Annotated in this window: 17 protein-coding genes and 1 pseudogene; 11 read left to right on the plus strand and 7 right to left on the minus strand. The window is 48.7% G+C overall.

Going from position 1 to position 14,233, the window contains the following annotated elements:
- Nucleotides 1-288: 288 nt before the first annotated feature.
- Complete coding sequence (locus H8L47_RS13450; RefSeq protein ID WP_186954120.1) at nt 289-957, minus strand: glutathione S-transferase family protein; 669 nt, start codon at nt 955-957, stop codon at nt 289-291.
- A gap of 143 nt (nt 958-1,100) precedes the next feature.
- Here H8L47_RS13450 and H8L47_RS13455 point away from each other — a divergent pair, with 143 nt between their 5' ends.
- Entirely contained in the window at nt 1,101-2,078 is a 978-nt protein-coding gene (locus H8L47_RS13455) for a helix-turn-helix transcriptional regulator (protein ID WP_186954121.1), read from the plus strand.
- Nucleotides 2,079-2,138: 60 nt separating this feature from the next.
- On the opposite strand, the gene H8L47_RS13460 is transcribed toward H8L47_RS13455, so the two are convergent.
- A complete protein-coding gene (locus tag H8L47_RS13460; protein ID WP_186954122.1) occupies nt 2,139-2,762 on the minus strand; it encodes a glycoside hydrolase family 25 protein in 624 nt (207 codons plus the stop codon).
- A 191-nt stretch (nt 2,763-2,953) separates the two neighbouring features.
- Here H8L47_RS13460 and H8L47_RS13465 point away from each other — a divergent pair, with 191 nt between their 5' ends.
- The 5 genes and pseudogenes from H8L47_RS13465 to H8L47_RS13485 all read left to right on the plus strand — a co-directional run bounded on the left by H8L47_RS13465 (nt 2,954) and on the right by H8L47_RS13485 (nt 6,171).
- Nucleotides 2,954-3,745 carry a substrate-binding periplasmic protein gene (locus H8L47_RS13465; protein WP_222616526.1) on the plus strand — a complete coding sequence of 264 codons (792 nt, stop codon included), beginning with the start codon at nt 2,954-2,956 and terminating at the stop codon, nt 3,743-3,745.
- Between the two features lie 153 nt (nt 3,746-3,898).
- Nucleotides 3,899-4,057 carry a DUF3096 domain-containing protein gene (locus H8L47_RS13470; protein WP_186954124.1) on the plus strand — a complete coding sequence of 53 codons (159 nt, stop codon included), beginning with the start codon at nt 3,899-3,901 and terminating at the stop codon, nt 4,055-4,057.
- A gap of 105 nt (nt 4,058-4,162) precedes the next feature.
- Nucleotides 4,163-4,623 (plus strand): annotated as a pseudogene (locus H8L47_RS13475) (GFA family protein).
- A 51-nt stretch (nt 4,624-4,674) separates the two neighbouring features.
- Nucleotides 4,675-5,331, plus strand: coding sequence for a glutathione S-transferase family protein (locus tag H8L47_RS13480; protein ID WP_186954125.1), 657 nt, complete (start codon nt 4,675-4,677; stop codon nt 5,329-5,331).
- Between the two features lie 48 nt (nt 5,332-5,379).
- Entirely contained in the window at nt 5,380-6,171 is a 792-nt protein-coding gene (locus tag H8L47_RS13485) for a substrate-binding periplasmic protein (protein WP_186954126.1), read from the plus strand.
- 125 nt (nt 6,172-6,296) lie between these two features.
- Here the strand turns inward: H8L47_RS13485 and H8L47_RS13490 are convergent, their stop codons facing one another.
- On the minus strand, nt 6,297-6,485 hold the full coding sequence (locus H8L47_RS13490) for a hypothetical protein (protein ID WP_186954127.1): 189 nt from the start codon (nt 6,483-6,485) through the stop codon (nt 6,297-6,299).
- A 241-nt stretch (nt 6,486-6,726) separates the two neighbouring features.
- Between H8L47_RS13490 and H8L47_RS13495 the strand changes: the two genes are divergently transcribed.
- A complete protein-coding gene (locus tag H8L47_RS13495) occupies nt 6,727-7,110 on the plus strand; it encodes a glutaredoxin family protein (RefSeq protein WP_186954128.1) in 384 nt (127 codons plus the stop codon).
- A gap of 65 nt (nt 7,111-7,175) precedes the next feature.
- On the opposite strand, the gene H8L47_RS13500 is transcribed toward H8L47_RS13495, so the two are convergent.
- Nucleotides 7,176-7,424, minus strand: a complete 249-nt coding sequence (locus H8L47_RS13500) for a hypothetical protein (protein WP_186954129.1) — start codon at nt 7,422-7,424, stop codon at nt 7,176-7,178.
- Nucleotides 7,425-7,430: 6 nt separating this feature from the next.
- Here H8L47_RS13500 and H8L47_RS13505 point away from each other — a divergent pair, with 6 nt between their 5' ends.
- Complete coding sequence (locus tag H8L47_RS13505; RefSeq protein ID WP_186954130.1) at nt 7,431-8,024, plus strand: helix-turn-helix transcriptional regulator; 594 nt, start codon at nt 7,431-7,433, stop codon at nt 8,022-8,024.
- 72 nt (nt 8,025-8,096) lie between these two features.
- Here H8L47_RS13505 and ppnP read toward each other — a convergent pair whose 3' ends face one another.
- The 3 genes from ppnP to argF all read right to left on the minus strand — a co-directional run bounded on the left by ppnP (nt 8,097) and on the right by argF (nt 10,940).
- Nucleotides 8,097-8,411, minus strand: a complete 315-nt coding sequence (ppnP, locus tag H8L47_RS13510; RefSeq protein WP_186954131.1) for a pyrimidine/purine nucleoside phosphorylase — start codon at nt 8,409-8,411, stop codon at nt 8,097-8,099.
- A gap of 84 nt (nt 8,412-8,495) precedes the next feature.
- On the minus strand, nt 8,496-9,728 hold the full coding sequence (locus tag H8L47_RS13515; protein ID WP_186954132.1) for an argininosuccinate synthase: 1,233 nt from the start codon (nt 9,726-9,728) through the stop codon (nt 8,496-8,498).
- Nucleotides 9,729-10,025: 297 nt separating this feature from the next.
- The gene (gene argF / locus H8L47_RS13520) at nt 10,026-10,940 is read right to left on the minus strand and encodes an ornithine carbamoyltransferase (RefSeq protein WP_186954291.1); all 915 of its coding nucleotides are present in this window, start codon (nt 10,938-10,940) and stop codon (nt 10,026-10,028) included.
- A 534-nt stretch (nt 10,941-11,474) separates the two neighbouring features.
- Between argF and H8L47_RS13525 the strand changes: the two genes are divergently transcribed.
- Genes H8L47_RS13525 through H8L47_RS13535 form a run of 3 tightly spaced genes read left to right on the plus strand, consistent with a single transcriptional unit; the run spans nt 11,475 to nt 14,228 of the window.
- Nucleotides 11,475-12,134 (plus strand): SGNH/GDSL hydrolase family protein, encoded by a 660-nt coding sequence (locus H8L47_RS13525; protein WP_186954133.1) that lies wholly within the window; start codon nt 11,475-11,477, stop codon nt 12,132-12,134.
- A gap of 19 nt (nt 12,135-12,153) precedes the next feature.
- Nucleotides 12,154-12,810: an alginate O-acetyltransferase AlgF gene (locus tag H8L47_RS13530; protein WP_186954134.1), complete on the plus strand. Its 657-nt coding sequence runs from the start codon at nt 12,154-12,156 to the stop codon at nt 12,808-12,810.
- A gap of 20 nt (nt 12,811-12,830) precedes the next feature.
- Nucleotides 12,831-14,228, plus strand: a complete 1,398-nt coding sequence (locus H8L47_RS13535) for an MBOAT family O-acyltransferase (protein ID WP_186954135.1) — start codon at nt 12,831-12,833, stop codon at nt 14,226-14,228.
- The last annotated feature ends 5 nt before the right edge of the window (nt 14,229-14,233 follow it).

Consider the following 14,233-nt stretch of genomic DNA (forward strand, 5'->3'; position numbering starts at 1 on the left):
CAAGACAATCGTTTGCGGCTGTCTAATTGGTAATTTTCTGTAAGCGTGCAGGTGAAGACTTAAACTGGCAATTGTGCCATGTATAAACTTGGGAATTTGTATTGTTGCAATATTTTTTTGTGGACTTGCAAGGCATGTTTCAGGAGGGGAAATCTGAAAGCGAAGAAGTAAAAATTCTGGGATGCACTACCCATACATGATTTGGCCCGGATATGGCCCGGATGGGCATCCGGGCCATAGGTACTGTTTTGTTGGCGTATTAAGGCCGACTCAATCAGGTTGGCCTAATCAGGCAGCCTTGTCTTCAGGCTTGGATTCACTGACGATGCGCTCATGTTCTGCCGCCCAGGCAGCATCAATGGCATCGGCTTTGACAAAAGCCGGACGGCTGCAGACACGTTCAATGTAATTCATTACGACAGGTGATTCAGGCACCAGCTTGAACATGGTACCCCAGCGCAAGGCATTGCCCCAGAGCACATCGGCTGCAGTGAAATGCTCACCCAGTAAATATGGCCCTTTTTCCAGTTGCGCCTTGATGATACCCAGCATGGTGTCAAAATCACTGTAAGGGCACATCGAAGGCGCTGCTGGCGGATGTTGTGCAAACTTGTCTACCAGCGCAGGCTCATAGCATGCCGCATAGTATGCCATCCAGCGCAGATAAGGGCCGCGCAATTGGCTATCCAGTGCGGGCGTCAGGCCTGCCTGCGGGAACAGGTCTGCCAGATATAAGTACACTGCAACTTGTTCGGTAATGAGCTCACCACGATGCTGTAATGCAGGCACTTTGCCCATGGGATTGATGGCAAGGTAGGCGCTTTGTCTTTGCTCTCCGGCTTTCATGTTCAAGACATGCAATTGATAGGGCGCCCCTAATTCTTCCAGCAAAATCAAAGCGCCGGTAGCGCGTGTTTGTGGGGCGTAGAACAGGGTGATGTTGTCTGCATTGCTCATGATAAGACCTTTCTTTTTAATCGAGGTGGCAGAATTGCCAGCCCGTTGATATAAGAATATGCCTTCATACCTGACATCTTTTGTCAGGTTGGTTTAATATTCATTCATATTTAAAAATTAATGCAAAAAGGCTTATTCCAACCATGCGCGCCAGCCGACTTATCTCCATCCTGACTATCCTGCAAGCGCGTGGTTTTGCTACTGCGCCCGAGCTGGCTGAACAGTGTGCGGTCAATTTGCGCACTATCTATCGTGATATCGACGCCATGAGTGAGGCGGGAATCCCCATTTATAGCGAACGTGGTTCAGGCGGAGGTTATCGCTTGCTGGATGGTTACCGCACCCAATTGAATGGCTTGTCGGCCAAGGAGGCGGAGGCCTTGCTCATGAGCGGGCTGGCCGGTGCGGCAACCGACATGGGGCTGGGTTCAGTCATGATGGCAGCGCAAAACAAATTGTTGTCAGCCATGCCCGCCTCATTGCGTGAAGGGGCGCTGGAAATGCGTTCCCGCTTTCACCTTGATGCGCCTAGCTGGTATGCGCGGGCAGAACAGCCACAGTATTTGCCCATGGTGGCGGATGCCGTCTGGGAGCAAAAACGAATACAGATACGTTACCAGAGCTGGAAAGGTACCAAGGAACGCATACTTGAGCCTTTGGGCATGGTCATGAAAGGCGGTTCCTGGTATCTGGTGGGGCAGGTGGATGAGATACCACGCACCTACAGAATTTCGCGGATACAAGAAATCTCTGTACTTGATCAGCATTTTCAGAGACCAGGCCCATTTGACCTGGCAGCCTACTGGCATAAATCAACAGCAAGGCTGGAGCAGGACATGCACACAAATACAGCAACAGTGCGCCTTTCACCAAGAGGTGTGAAATGGCGGGAAACTTATTTATCTCCCTACGTATTTTCTGAAATGCAGTTGTCAAGCGAGCCTGATGCTGATGGCTGGTCTGTAGTTACCATGCCAGTCGGGTCCCTGACGGTGGCTTGCGCCGAAATTTTGCGCTTCGGTAATGACGCAGAAGTGCTGGAGCCTCCAGAGCTGCGTCAAAAAATCATGGAGGCGATAGAAGGCATGAAAAACGTCTACAAGATGCAGGAATTTTCTTGAGCAAGGCGAGGAGCATGCTAGTTGGATGTGTCTATACTGCCGCCTTCTTCGCTTAATGCTTTACTTGTGAGCAGCCAGGGCCAGCAAATCCGCCATGGAACCCGCGAAGATATCAGTATCGACACTGCCGCTCACGCCAGCAACAGTACCTGATTCAGAATTTTGCCAGAAAGTCCATTTGTTCCATCCATTTGGCAGTTTCGGCTGTGCAACGCCATATTGTGCAACCCACAAGGCATATCTGGAGAAAGAACTGTTCATATACTGATTCCAGAAAGAAGGACCGGTATAAATCATGGGAGTGCGTCCCAATGCTTGTTCCACGATATTGAGCCAGGTCTGCACATTCGCTGCCAGCGGCACGCCGCCAAAGTCACCCTTGTAAGCTTCAATATCAATCACTGGAGGCAAGTCGCCTACAGCCAGACTGCCTACTGCCTTGATGAAATTGTTTGCTTGTGATACCGGGTCGTCGTTGCTTTCATAGAAGTGATAAGCGCCACGCAGCAGACCAGCCGCCTTCATGTCTGCCCAATTGGTCTGGAACTGCGGGTCGGCATAGGTGTTGCCGTCAGTGGCTTTGGCAAAGGCAAAGCCTATGCCATCATTCTTCACCGCGGCCCAGTTCACGCTTCCCTGATAATGGGATACGTCGATTCCTTGCACGTTCGTATTGGTCGTCATAGGTTTTCCGGTGAAAATTCTAGATGAAATAGCAAGTCAATAAGATAACAGAAAATAGCGTGAGTGATGTATAACAAGATGCTTTTTATTGGTGTTGTGCGATCTTTGTCTTGAATGTGCAGTTCTTGCTGCCTAGACTAAGTAGAGAAAAACCGCAAAACAGGTTTCCATTCAAGATGAAGAACAAGATCATGAAAGCCTTATTGTTATTGCTGTTAGCTTTGGGTTTCCCAGCATCAGCGGCGGAGATCATTGAGGTCAGCATTTATGCTGATGAATCCTATCCTCCATATTCATATAAGGAGAATGGTGAGGCTGGAGGCATTTATCCAGCAATCTTTAGTAAGGCTTTTGAGCGTATGCAAGCTTACAAGGTGCACATTAAACCTGTGTCCTGGAAGCGTGGGCTGATGCTCATGGAAACCGGCCAGGGGCTGGCTCTTTTTCCTCCCTATAATCGACCTCTGGAGCGTCCTTACCTTACTATTTCCGAGCCAGTACTGGTTGAGCAGGTTGTGGCGTTTTGCAGTGAAAACTCAATGAAAGGCAGAAAGCACCCGGCAGTATGGCCAGACGATTTCCATGGATTGAAAGTGGGTGTCAATGCAGGATTTAACATAGGTGGCGACAAGTATAAAAAAGCCGTCAAGGATGGCAAGATGTATGAAGACCAGGCACCCAGCAATCGTTCAAACATACTCAAGCTTTTGTTGGGGCGCATAGACTGCTATGTCAATGACCGCCTTTCCATCTTGTGGGAGATAGAGCGCATCAAGGCAGACGGTGTGTATGCTGACTCCAGGCAGGCCATCGTTGAAGCAGCTGTCATCAATCAGGAGCAGGCTTATCTGGGATACACCAATCGTGACAATGGACGTTATCCTTATAAGGTTGACTTCATGCGTGCACTGAACCAAATTTTGATTGATATGAAAAAATCTGGGGAAATTCAAAAAATTGTCGAAGAAGTGCTGAGTAAATAAGCATGTTTTATCTGGTTTGCGGCAGTCAAGCTCAGATGTCAAAAAACATCTGTCCGAGACTTGAACATAATATGGCTATGTGGAACTATATGGTTTGCATGGCAGGAAGCATTGCCATTTGTCATTATCTTGCGCAACCATAAATAACCATACATGAACATACACCTTACTCTCATGCCCATTCTCGCTCTGGTTGCTGGCATCTGCATCCTGATCAAACCTAAACTCGTTAGTTTCATCGTTGCACTTTATCTTATTGCCATCGGCCTCATTGGTATTCTTGGCCTGGGCCGTTTTGGCTTGCATTTGTAACTCATATTCTGGATCAAACCTGGCACAAACAGGAGATGCAAAATGGTGCTTGCATCCATCTTTTCACTTGAAGGCGGTTGTGATTGCGGATGACTCCGTTATCGCATGTTATGTGAGCCAATGATTGTGCATTGCTGCGATTGCCGTTGGTGTCAGCATGGTAGTGGCGCGGCCTTTGTACTGAATGCGATAATAGAAGCAGACCGCCTGCAGAATCTTGGAGCAGAACCATAGATGGTGGATATAGCCTCAGCGAGCGGCAAGGGACAATTGTTTGCCCTTTGCCCTGCATGTCGTGTGCCATCTGGAGTAATTATGCTGGTGCTGGCCCATTATTGCGATTTGTGCGTGTCGGTACCCTGGATCAACCAGATTATTTACCGCCAGACATCCATATTTATACGGAGTTAATGCAGCCTTGGGTTAAGTTGGCTGGCAATGCACCTGTGATGGCGCAGTACTATGACAGGGAACAATATTTGTCCGCAGCCAGTCCGAGCAGGCGGGCTGCACTGTTGCCGAGCATAGTGGCAGATCTGGCTGGATTGAAAAAGGCTCAACTGTAATGAAAGTAACGGTTTGCAGGTTAAGAAAATCATGAACATTGAGAGTGCAATATGGATGTAAGCAAGATCACTGTATGGGGCAGAGACACTTCATACAATGTACAAAGAGTGCTGTGGACATTGGATGAATTAAGTCTGGTTTATGAGCACAGAAATGCTGGCGGCAGCTTTGGTGGTCTGGATACGCCAGAATTTCTTGCCATGAATCCACATGGACGCGTGCCTGTCCTGCGAGATGGCGATACTGTTGTTTGGGAGTCAAATGCCATTGTACGATATCTGGCAGCTCACTATGGAAGTGCTACACTTTGGCAAGAGTCTGCGGCGGAGCGTGCGCTGGCCGATGGCTGGATGGATTGGTCAGCCACAACGTTGCAGGCAGACTTCATACGTCTTTTTTGGAGTTATTACCGCACACCGTCAGCACAACGCGATGAAAAAGTGATCAGCAATTTACTAGCGTCCTGTCAAAAGCATTTCCGTGTTTTGGATGGTTATCTGGCGACAAGAAATTATCTGGCTGGCGCGCAATTTAGTATGGCAGATATTCCTGCAGGGTCTATCCTGCATCGGTACTTTACAATGGGACTGGAAGTGGAACGTCCGTCAAACGTGCTCGCATGGTATGCTCGCCTGCAAGAGCGGCCAGCTTTTCAAAAGCAGATAGCTCAAGTTTTTGATGCTTTGTTCGGGCGTTTGGCATACTGAACTAACTGGCGTATTCCGCTTCGTGGCAATTTATTGGAGGAGACGAGCGTGAAGCAAGGATATAGGCTGGCGTTGCTAATGTGCATGCTCATGCCTGTGTTTGCCCACGCCGGAACGTACCGCTGCGTATCGCTGGATTACCCACCCTTGATCTACAAAGATAGCGATAGCCGTGTCAAAGGCTTCGCTGTGGACATCGTCAGTGGCGTTTTCAAGAATATGGGGCATACGATAGAAGTTGAAATCTATCCTTGGGCCAGGTCCCTGGAAATGCTCAAGACTGGTGAGCGCGACTGTATCTTCACTATTTTTCATTCCTCAGAACGTGAGCAGTTTCTGGACTTCAGTGCAGAGGCTATCGTTCCACAAGCGGTTTATTTTTATACCAGAAAAGATGCTGGCGTCGTATTCAATGGTGATTTCTCCAGTCTGGAAGGCATGCGCATCGGCACTGTGCGCAAAATCAACTACGGACCCAGATTTGAAGAAGTGCGGCACAAGTTGCGCTTGGATGAAGCTTACGAGCTGGAACAAAGCATGAAAAAATTACTGATAGGAAGAATAGATTTATTTCCCAGTAATTATTACTCCGCATCCTATTTGCTGAAACTGCCAAGGAATAAAGAAATAGCAGAAAAAATCCTGCAATTACCCTTTGCCATTGATGTCGTTCCAAGTCACTTGGCTTTTGCCAAATCGAAAAAACTGGGTTTGCTACGTGATCGTTTTGATCAAGAATTCAGGCACTTCGTTTCATCTGGTCGCTACAGAGATTTGCTCATCAAGTATGAACTTGAAAACGCACCAGAGTTACTTCGTTTTCTACAGCAGAAGTATTGAGATGTGTTTCAACAGGAGGAGTAATCTACAAAAGATTGTCTTGGCTGAAATATGGCTTCATGACAGGTGAAAGAGCGGCGCGTGTCTGTCTTGCCATGCACCTGGCCGCTCGTCTCACGTTTGAACTAACAACCTGAGCAGCGGTGGATAGGTTTGTAATAATTATTGCAGGCTGTCTGGTCGCCATTCTGGCATTCTTCAAGCCAGGCATAGCATGCTTCGCATGGTACTAATGCAGAGGCACTTCCGGCGATGCCGAAAGAAACGCCAACGCCAACAAAAAATACAAACAACGCTTTTTTCATTTTGTTCATTACAGACTCCTGTGGATGTATGAAAGTCAAACGCTTGGTATTGAGTGTGATCTCAACTTGTTGATCTTATTTTAACGATATTTTCAAGTCAATATTCATTTATTAAATATACTTATTGAATATTTATATTGACAACATTTGCTTTTGAAGAATATCGTTCAAGTTCAATTGCCGCGGAGTTGTCCTGCTTTGCGCCACTTTATAAAATGGTTTTGAGCTATCAAGAGGGGTCGGGAAGAGAATGCTGAAACAAAAATTGAAGTCATTTGCTGCATACGCCTTGATACTTGTGGCAGGTTTGGGGGTAGGGCTGGCTGCTGCTAACGTCCCGCGCTGGCTGACCCCGGCCTATGTGGAAGGGGATTACAGCGCTTATTTCCCTGATGCGAAAACCCAGGTTGTGGTGTATGCAACGGCTACCTGTCCTTTTTGTGCGAAAGCGCAAGAACATCTGAAGGCCAGGAATATCGCCTTTGTAAAGATGGATATCAACGACTCTCCCAAGGCAAAACAAGACTTTATACAATTAAAGGGCGATATCGTCCCCTTGATCCTGGTGGGCAATCGACAAATCCGTGGTTTCAAACCTGAAGTACTGGATACTGCCCTGGATAAACTGCACTGATAACTGGGCTGATGGCCTGCAAGAGTTTGCAGGCCAGATGGCCGAAGTGAGAGTAAGCGTAAAACTCAGCTTACCCGCACCCAGTCCATGATCCAGTTGTCTTCCCAGGTTTTTCCATCATCGCGGGAAGCCGCCTGTTGCCAGCGGCATGTCGTGGCTGAGATATTGTCCCAGATGCCGCGCACCTTGATGGGTTTGCCTTCCTCCTCTTCATCGGAAACAAATAAGCCGACACCATTCTCAAAACCACCGATGACACCAGGCGGGGTGAGCACGCCAGTCTGGATACCAACGACTGGTATCGCAATGAGCAAAGTACCATGGAGTTGCCGCGCATTGCCCGCGCCGTAATGGCGCAGCAGAAACTGAAAACCAGTTATGAAAGCTGGTCTGGCTTGCCGCAATGGCAAATGGAACCTCTGGGCCTGGTGCTCAAGGCGGGGGGCTGGTATTTAGTGGCGAATAGCCAGAGTCGTGCCAGCAGCTCTAAAAGAATACGCATCTTCAAAGTAGTACACATCACTGACATGCAAGTAATGGAAGAATACTTCGACAGACTTGGTGATTTTGATTTGCCAGATTTCTGGAATGAGGCAACAGCAAGGTTTGAAAAAGAACTGAGATCAAACACGGCACATTTGCGTGTCTCAGCTGCAGGCCGCGACAGGATAAGCAAACTGTGTGCCTTTGCAGCGCAGGCAGTGGAAACGCAACGGGATAAAATAATTAATGGGCAGGATCAAACCTGGCAAACCATCACTCTGCCCATAGAAACCATAGAGCATGCTGCGCAAATGTTATTGGGGATAGGGCCAGAACTGGAAGTGATTGCGCCGCCAGCATTGCGCCAGCGTCTGCGTGAACTTGCCTGGCAATGCTTTCAATTGCATGAGCAGGCAGATGCTCAGGATTAGTCTGCGTTTCGAGTTATATAGCAATGATGGGCCATGTTTCATTCTGCTGGCCCATCAGGGATTCATGGCGAATCAGGCAAAATGGCAGACGTAATCAAGTGTCTCCAGAGTTTCAATCTCGAATTTTGCATTTGCTGGTACATTAAATTGCTGACCACCTTCATAGGTGGACCATTCAGCTTCGTCATTGATGCGCACGCGGCATTTGCCTGCGTTCAATTCCATGATTTCTGCGACACCAGTGTTAAAAACCAGGCTGGAAGGGAAGATGATGCCCACGGTTTTTTTGCTGCCATCGGCAAACAATACAGTGTGGGAAACGCATTTGCCATCAAAAAACAGATTGGCTTTCTTGACGACGCTGACTTGATCAAATTGGGTAGACATGCAGGGCAACTCCGAAAAAAAGACCCGCGCAAATGAATGGGCGGGTCGGGAATAGGTTAAGTGTTCAGATAGTTATTGACTGCGTTACTGACCGCGTTTTGCGCGGGCATTGGCAGCAATACGCATGCGCAATGCATTCAGTTTGATGAAGCCGCCAGCGTCTGCCTGGTTGTAGGCGCCGCCATCTTCATCAAAGGTAGCGATGTTCATGTCGAACAGCGAATCGGTTTTCGAATCGCGCGATACCGTGATGACATTGCCTTTGTAAAGTTTCAGGCGTACCCAGCCATTGACTGTGTGTTGGGTATGATCAATCAGGGTTTGCAGCGCGACGCGCTCTGGTGCCCACCAGTAGCCGTTATAAATCAGGCTGGCGTAACGTGGCATCAGATCATCTTTCAGATGGGCGACTTCACGGTCCAGGGTGATGGATTCAATTGCACGGTGGGCGCGCAGCATGATGGTGCCGCCGGGTGTTTCATAGCAGCCGCGGGATTTCATACCGACATAACGGTTTTCTACCAGATCCAGACGGCCTATGCCGTGCTTGCCACCCAGGCGGTTCAGTTCTGTCAGTACGGTTGCTGGCGACATGCGTACGCCATTCAGTGCGACGATGTCACCGCGCTCAAATTCTACATCCAGGTATTCTGGCTGGTCTGGTGCCGCTTCTGGGCTGACAGTCCAGCGCCACATGGATTCTTCGGCTTCGGCACTTGGGTTTTCCAGGTGACGGCCTTCAAAGCTGATGTGCAGCAGGTTGGCGTCCATGGAGTAGGGCGCGCCACCGTTTTTATGCTTCTGGTCGATTTCTATGCCTGCATCTTCAGCATATTTCATCAGTTTTTCGCGGGACAGCAAATCCCATTCACGCCACGGAGCAATGATCTTGATACCTGGCATCAGCGCATAGGCGCCCAGCTCGAAACGCACCTGGTCATTACCTTTGCCGGTCGCACCGTGGGAAATGGTGTCTGCACCAGTTTCCTTGGCGATTTCGATGAGGCGTTTGGCGATCAGCGGACGAGCGATGGAGGTACCCAGCAGGTATTCACCCTCATACACGGTATTGGCGCGGAACATAGGGAAGACGAAATCGCGCACAAATTCTTCACGTACATCATCGATATAAATATTTTCAGGCTTGATACCAAACTTGATGGCTTTGGCACGCGCTGGTTCCAGCTCTTCACCCTGGCCCAGATCGGCAGTGAAAGTGACGATTTCGCACTGATAATTATCTTGCAGCCATTTTAAAATGACAGAGGTATCCAGACCGCCAGAATAGGCGAGGACGACTTTTTTAGTATCGCTCATGATGTGCTTTCGAAAAATTAAAACTTAAGGCTTAAGACCGAAAAGATCACCACAGAGGCACAGAGACACAGAGAAAAGAATGAGGAAAAACATCACTTATTTGTCTGCGACTTAGCGACTATGACCACCCTTAATTTGATCTTGCCCCTTCCAATACAAAACGATTACAGAGATATTGAACCAAGACAGTCTTTATTGACGCAGATTAAATCTCAAGTCACAAGATTTTCTCTTGTTTTTTCTCTGTGCCTCTGTGTTGAGAGGTCTTTTCCAAAAATTACGGCGTTTGAAACAAGACTAGCGAATCTCGCCTACAACCAAATATTCCAGCAAGGCTTTTTGCACGTGCAGGCGGTTTTCTGCTTCATCCCAGACGACTGATTGCGGGCCATCTATCACGCCGGCAGACACTTCTTCTCCACGGTGGGCGGGCAGGCAATGCATGAAAAGGGCGTCAGGATGGGCGCGGGCCATCTTGGCTTCATCGACTATCCAGCCGTCAAAGGCTTTCAGGCGGGCCTGGTTTTCATCTTCATAGCCCATGCTGGTCCAGACATCGGTATTCACTAGGTCGACTCCGGCGCAAGCGTCGGACGGGCTGTCAAATACCGTGTATTGCGATGGGTCTGCCGTCACCTGCTTCAAGTCCATGTCATAGCCTTTCGGCGTGGAGATATGCAGATGGAAGTTGAATACCTGTGCTGCTTGCAGCCATGAGTACAGCATGTTATTGGCGTCACCTATCCATGCCACCTTTTTACCGGTGATGGAGCCGCGGTGTTCAATATAAGTAAATACATCTGCCAATACCTGGCAGGGATGATGTTGATTCGTCAAGCCATTGATGACTGGCACACGTGAATTTGCAGCAAAGCGTTCTATCATTTCCTGCTCAAAGGTGCGGATCATGATGATGTCGCACATGCGTGACATGACCTGGCCTGCGTCTTCTACCGGCTCACCACGGCCCAATTGGCTGTCGCGGGTATTGAGGTAGATGGCAGCACCGCCCAGTTGATGCATGCCTGCTTCAAATGACAGGCGGGTACGGGTGGAGTTTTTCTCGAACACCATCACCAGGGTTCTATCCAGCAATGGGTGATAAGTTTGATAAGCCTTGAAACGTTGCTTGATGATGCGGGCGCGCTGCATCACGTATTCAAACTCGGACAAGGTGAAATCGGAGAACTGCAGGAAATGTTTGATAGCCATAAATAAAACGGGCAGCATTTTCATGCCGCCGCTTGTCATAACTGCTTAATTATAAGGGATTAATCAGGGCTGCCCATATTAAATTCCGGGAACAGGCAAATTTGATCCATATTACTTGGAGCTTGCCTGAAAAATAAGCTGTTCAGCCGCTTAATCTTCAGCTTGTTGAAGCTTAGCACTATTTACATGTCCCGGTGCACGCCCCGCGCCAAATGAGTTCAATTTACATGTAAAAATCGCTTGCAGTTTCCCTGCTTAAATTTATTGCTTAAAGAAATGTATTTGTGAACTTTCGTCAACTAGCTGGAATTTCAAACTGGTTTGTTTAAACTAGATTTTATTGCTGTATTTGCATAAATATCTGTCCTTAGTCTTGAACTTGGGACAAGGTCCAAGTGAATTGTAAGCAAATGCAATGAAGTGTAAATAAATGCAAGATTTAGTTTCCAGAGTTCGTCCAGCATGCTTGTCAAACAGCCAGGCGCGCAAAAACGACGAATATTTTTTAAATGAATATTTAAAAGTAAACATACCATGAGCGCACTGTTAGCCGGACTGACCGTCCTGATTATTGGCGATAGCCATATGTCGACTCCAGATTACCTGATCACCACCCTGCATGACGATTTGATGAGCAAGGGTGCTGTGGTGTATTCCTTCGGTGCTTGCGGTGTTGCAGCTGGTGACTGGATGGTGAAGAGTCAGTCGCCTTGCGGCGGTGCTGCGCGTATCAAGGATGGCCCGGTAGAAGTCAAAACCGGTCAGGATGCGATGACACGTCCATTCAATGAACTCATCAAAACCTACAAGCCAAATCTGGTGGTTGTCGTCAATGGCGACACTATGGCTTCTTACGCTGCGCCTGAATTGCCGAAGACCTGGATCTGGCAACAAGTGTCCCGCCTCACCAAAGGCGTCAAAAACAATGCGGTAGGTTGCGTTTGGGTTGGCCCTGCATGGGGTACTGAAGGTGGTAAGTTCAATAAGACATTTGCCCGCGCTAAAGAAATGTCGGGTTATTTGTCCGAGATCGTCGCTCCCTGTACTTACATAGATTCGCTGACTTTGTCCAAGCCGGGTGAATGGGCGTCTTCTGATGGTCAGCATTTTGATTTGGCGGGTTACAAAGCCTGGGGCGCAGCAATTGGCAATGCGATTTCTTCGCCGGCAGTCTTGCAGACCATCAAAAAATAATTACGGACACTGATTACCCATGAAAAAGCTTATCTTTGCTTGCTTGACTTCAGCCTTGACTCTGGCTGCACACGCCGACAATCCCTTGTATGAAACCGGGCCTGCTCAGGATTCATCCTTTGTCAGGTTCCTCAATGCAAGTGAAGATAAAGCCAATGTCGTCAACGGCGCAGCCAAAGTAGCTTTGGCTGCTCAGGGTGACGGCAGGGTTTCCCGCTTTTATCCTGTCAAAGCTGGTGCCAAGCTAGCAGCCAATGTACAGGTAGGCAATGCCAAGGCAGCAGTGGAAGTAGTCGCCAAGCCGGGCGAGTTCGTGACCATTGCCATCGTCAGCAATGGCGCAGGGATAGATACCGTGGTCGTCAAGGATACGCCTACCGATTTCAATGCCAGTAAGGCTTCTGTCGCCTTGCTGAATCTGGATAAGTCATGCAATGCTGCTGGCTTGAATGTGGCCGAAAAAAACACAGCCATAGTGGAAGCTGTTAAACCAGCCGGCCTGCAGCGTCGTCTGGTTAACCCCATCGGCCTGAAAACTCAGGTAATGTGTGATGCCAAAGATGCAGGCAAAGTAGTCGACCTGGGACAATTACAACCAGGCGAACGTTATAGCGTGGTGCTCATGCCTGGCAAAAAAGCGCGCCAGACTTTCTTTGTACGCGACAGTACATCCTGATCTGAATACGGGTTCTGGCTATGGTATTTGCGTCCCTGGAGTTTCTTACACTCTTTCTCCCCTTATTTTTTGCAATTTATCTCGTCACGCCCCAGCGCTTTCGTAATCACATCCTGCTGGTCGGTAGCTGGCTGTTTTATGCATGGTGGACCCCAAAGTTTTTGCTGCTGATCATCGCCCTGACCGTCCTGGGATGGGGTGCTGCAATACTGATAGACAAGAGCCAGAGCGAGCAGCGCAAAACCCGTTTGATGGTCATTGCCATTGTTCTTAATCTGTCTTCCCTGGTCTGGTATAAGTACACCAATATGCTGGTGTATTCACTCAATACCATCTTGACAGGGCGTGACATGCCCACCATACCGTGGGAAAACCTGATGTTGCCTATAGGCTTGTCTTTCACGGTCTTGCATGCGATTTCTTATATCGTTGATGTGCGTCGAAAAACTGTGGATGCGCAGTACAGCATTATTTCTTTCAGCGCCTATATGGCCATGTTCCCGCATTTGATCGCTGGCCCGATTGTGCGCTACAAGGTTATCGATACTGAATTGCGCGAGCGGGTTTTTTCCATCGATAAATTTGCCGCTGGCGTGCGTCGCTTTATGGTTGGTTTTTCGATGAAGGTCTTGATTGCCGACACCTTATCTCCCATCGTCACTCTGGGATTTGGCTTGCACAATCCCAGTTTGATCGATGCCTGGACTGCTTGCGCTGCTTATACACTGCAATTGTATTTTGACTTTGCCGGTTATAGCGCCATGGCCATAGGTCTGGGCATGATGCTGGGCTTTGATTTCCAGGAGAATTTCAATAATCCCTATCTGGCCGTATCAATACAGGATTTCTGGCGGCGTTGGCATATGACGCTGTCGTCATGGTTGCGTGACTACTTGTATATCAGCCTGGGTGGTAACCGTGGTGGCCCTGCCCGCACCTATATCAATCTTCTGTTGACCATGGCCATAGGTGGCCTGTGGCATGGTGGCGAGAACTGGAATTACCTGATCTGGGGCATTATTCAGGGCACGGCCCTTTGCTGTGACCGTGCATTTACGCAGCGTGGTTTATCCATGCCCAATTATTTGTCACGCACTCTGACCTTGCTTGTTGTCATGCTGGCGTGGACAGTTTTCCGTGCCGAGAGTTTTTCCACCGCCACTGATATATGGGCAGGCCAGTTTGGCATGCATGGCGTCGCCATGGGCGATGCGATTGCACAGGCGCTGCGCCCCAGCATTATCCTGACCTTTGTGCTTGGCCTGATTTGTGTCATTTATCCTGCCACCAAAATTGGCAAGCAGGGTGGTCTCGGCTTTGCAGGCTGGAGCATGACCTGGCCAGTACTGACTTTTGCTTATGCTGTCGTGGTTCTGGCCGGGCAAAAAGCGATTCCCTTTTTGTACTTCCAGTTTTAGGAGAT

The sequence above is a fragment of the Undibacterium umbellatum genome (genome assembly GCF_014284125.1).
In the GTDB taxonomy this organism is placed as follows: domain Bacteria; phylum Pseudomonadota; class Gammaproteobacteria; order Burkholderiales; family Burkholderiaceae_D; genus Undibacterium; species Undibacterium umbellatum.

Excerpts from the sequence above, each read along its gene's own strand:
- H8L47_RS13450 (WP_186954120.1), bottom strand. The coding sequence starts at position 957 with ATGAGCAATGCAGACAACATCACCCTGTTCTACGCCCCACAAACACGC.
- H8L47_RS13455 (WP_186954121.1), top strand. The coding sequence starts at position 1,101 with ATGCGCGCCAGCCGACTTATCTCCATCCTGACTATCCTGCAAGCGCGT.
- H8L47_RS13460 (WP_186954122.1), bottom strand. The coding sequence starts at position 2,762 with ATGACGACCAATACGAACGTGCAAGGAATCGACGTATCCCATTATCAG.
- H8L47_RS13465 (WP_222616526.1), top strand. The coding sequence starts at position 2,954 with ATGAAAGCCTTATTGTTATTGCTGTTAGCTTTGGGTTTCCCAGCATCA.
- H8L47_RS13470 (WP_186954124.1), top strand. The coding sequence starts at position 3,899 with ATGAACATACACCTTACTCTCATGCCCATTCTCGCTCTGGTTGCTGGC.
- H8L47_RS13480 (WP_186954125.1), top strand. The coding sequence starts at position 4,675 with ATGGATGTAAGCAAGATCACTGTATGGGGCAGAGACACTTCATACAAT.
- H8L47_RS13490 (WP_186954127.1), bottom strand. The coding sequence starts at position 6,485 with ATGAACAAAATGAAAAAAGCGTTGTTTGTATTTTTTGTTGGCGTTGGC.
- H8L47_RS13495 (WP_186954128.1), top strand. The coding sequence starts at position 6,727 with ATGCTGAAACAAAAATTGAAGTCATTTGCTGCATACGCCTTGATACTT.
- H8L47_RS13505 (WP_186954130.1), top strand. The coding sequence starts at position 7,431 with ATGGAGTTGCCGCGCATTGCCCGCGCCGTAATGGCGCAGCAGAAACTG.
- ppnP (WP_186954131.1), bottom strand. The coding sequence starts at position 8,411 with ATGTCTACCCAATTTGATCAAGTCAGCGTCGTCAAGAAAGCCAATCTG.
- H8L47_RS13515 (WP_186954132.1), bottom strand. The coding sequence starts at position 9,728 with ATGAGCGATACTAAAAAAGTCGTCCTCGCCTATTCTGGCGGTCTGGAT.
- argF (WP_186954291.1), bottom strand. The coding sequence starts at position 10,940 with ATGGCTATCAAACATTTCCTGCAGTTCTCCGATTTCACCTTGTCCGAG.
- H8L47_RS13525 (WP_186954133.1), top strand. The coding sequence starts at position 11,475 with ATGAGCGCACTGTTAGCCGGACTGACCGTCCTGATTATTGGCGATAGC.
- H8L47_RS13530 (WP_186954134.1), top strand. The coding sequence starts at position 12,154 with ATGAAAAAGCTTATCTTTGCTTGCTTGACTTCAGCCTTGACTCTGGCT.
- H8L47_RS13535 (WP_186954135.1), top strand. The coding sequence starts at position 12,831 with ATGGTATTTGCGTCCCTGGAGTTTCTTACACTCTTTCTCCCCTTATTT.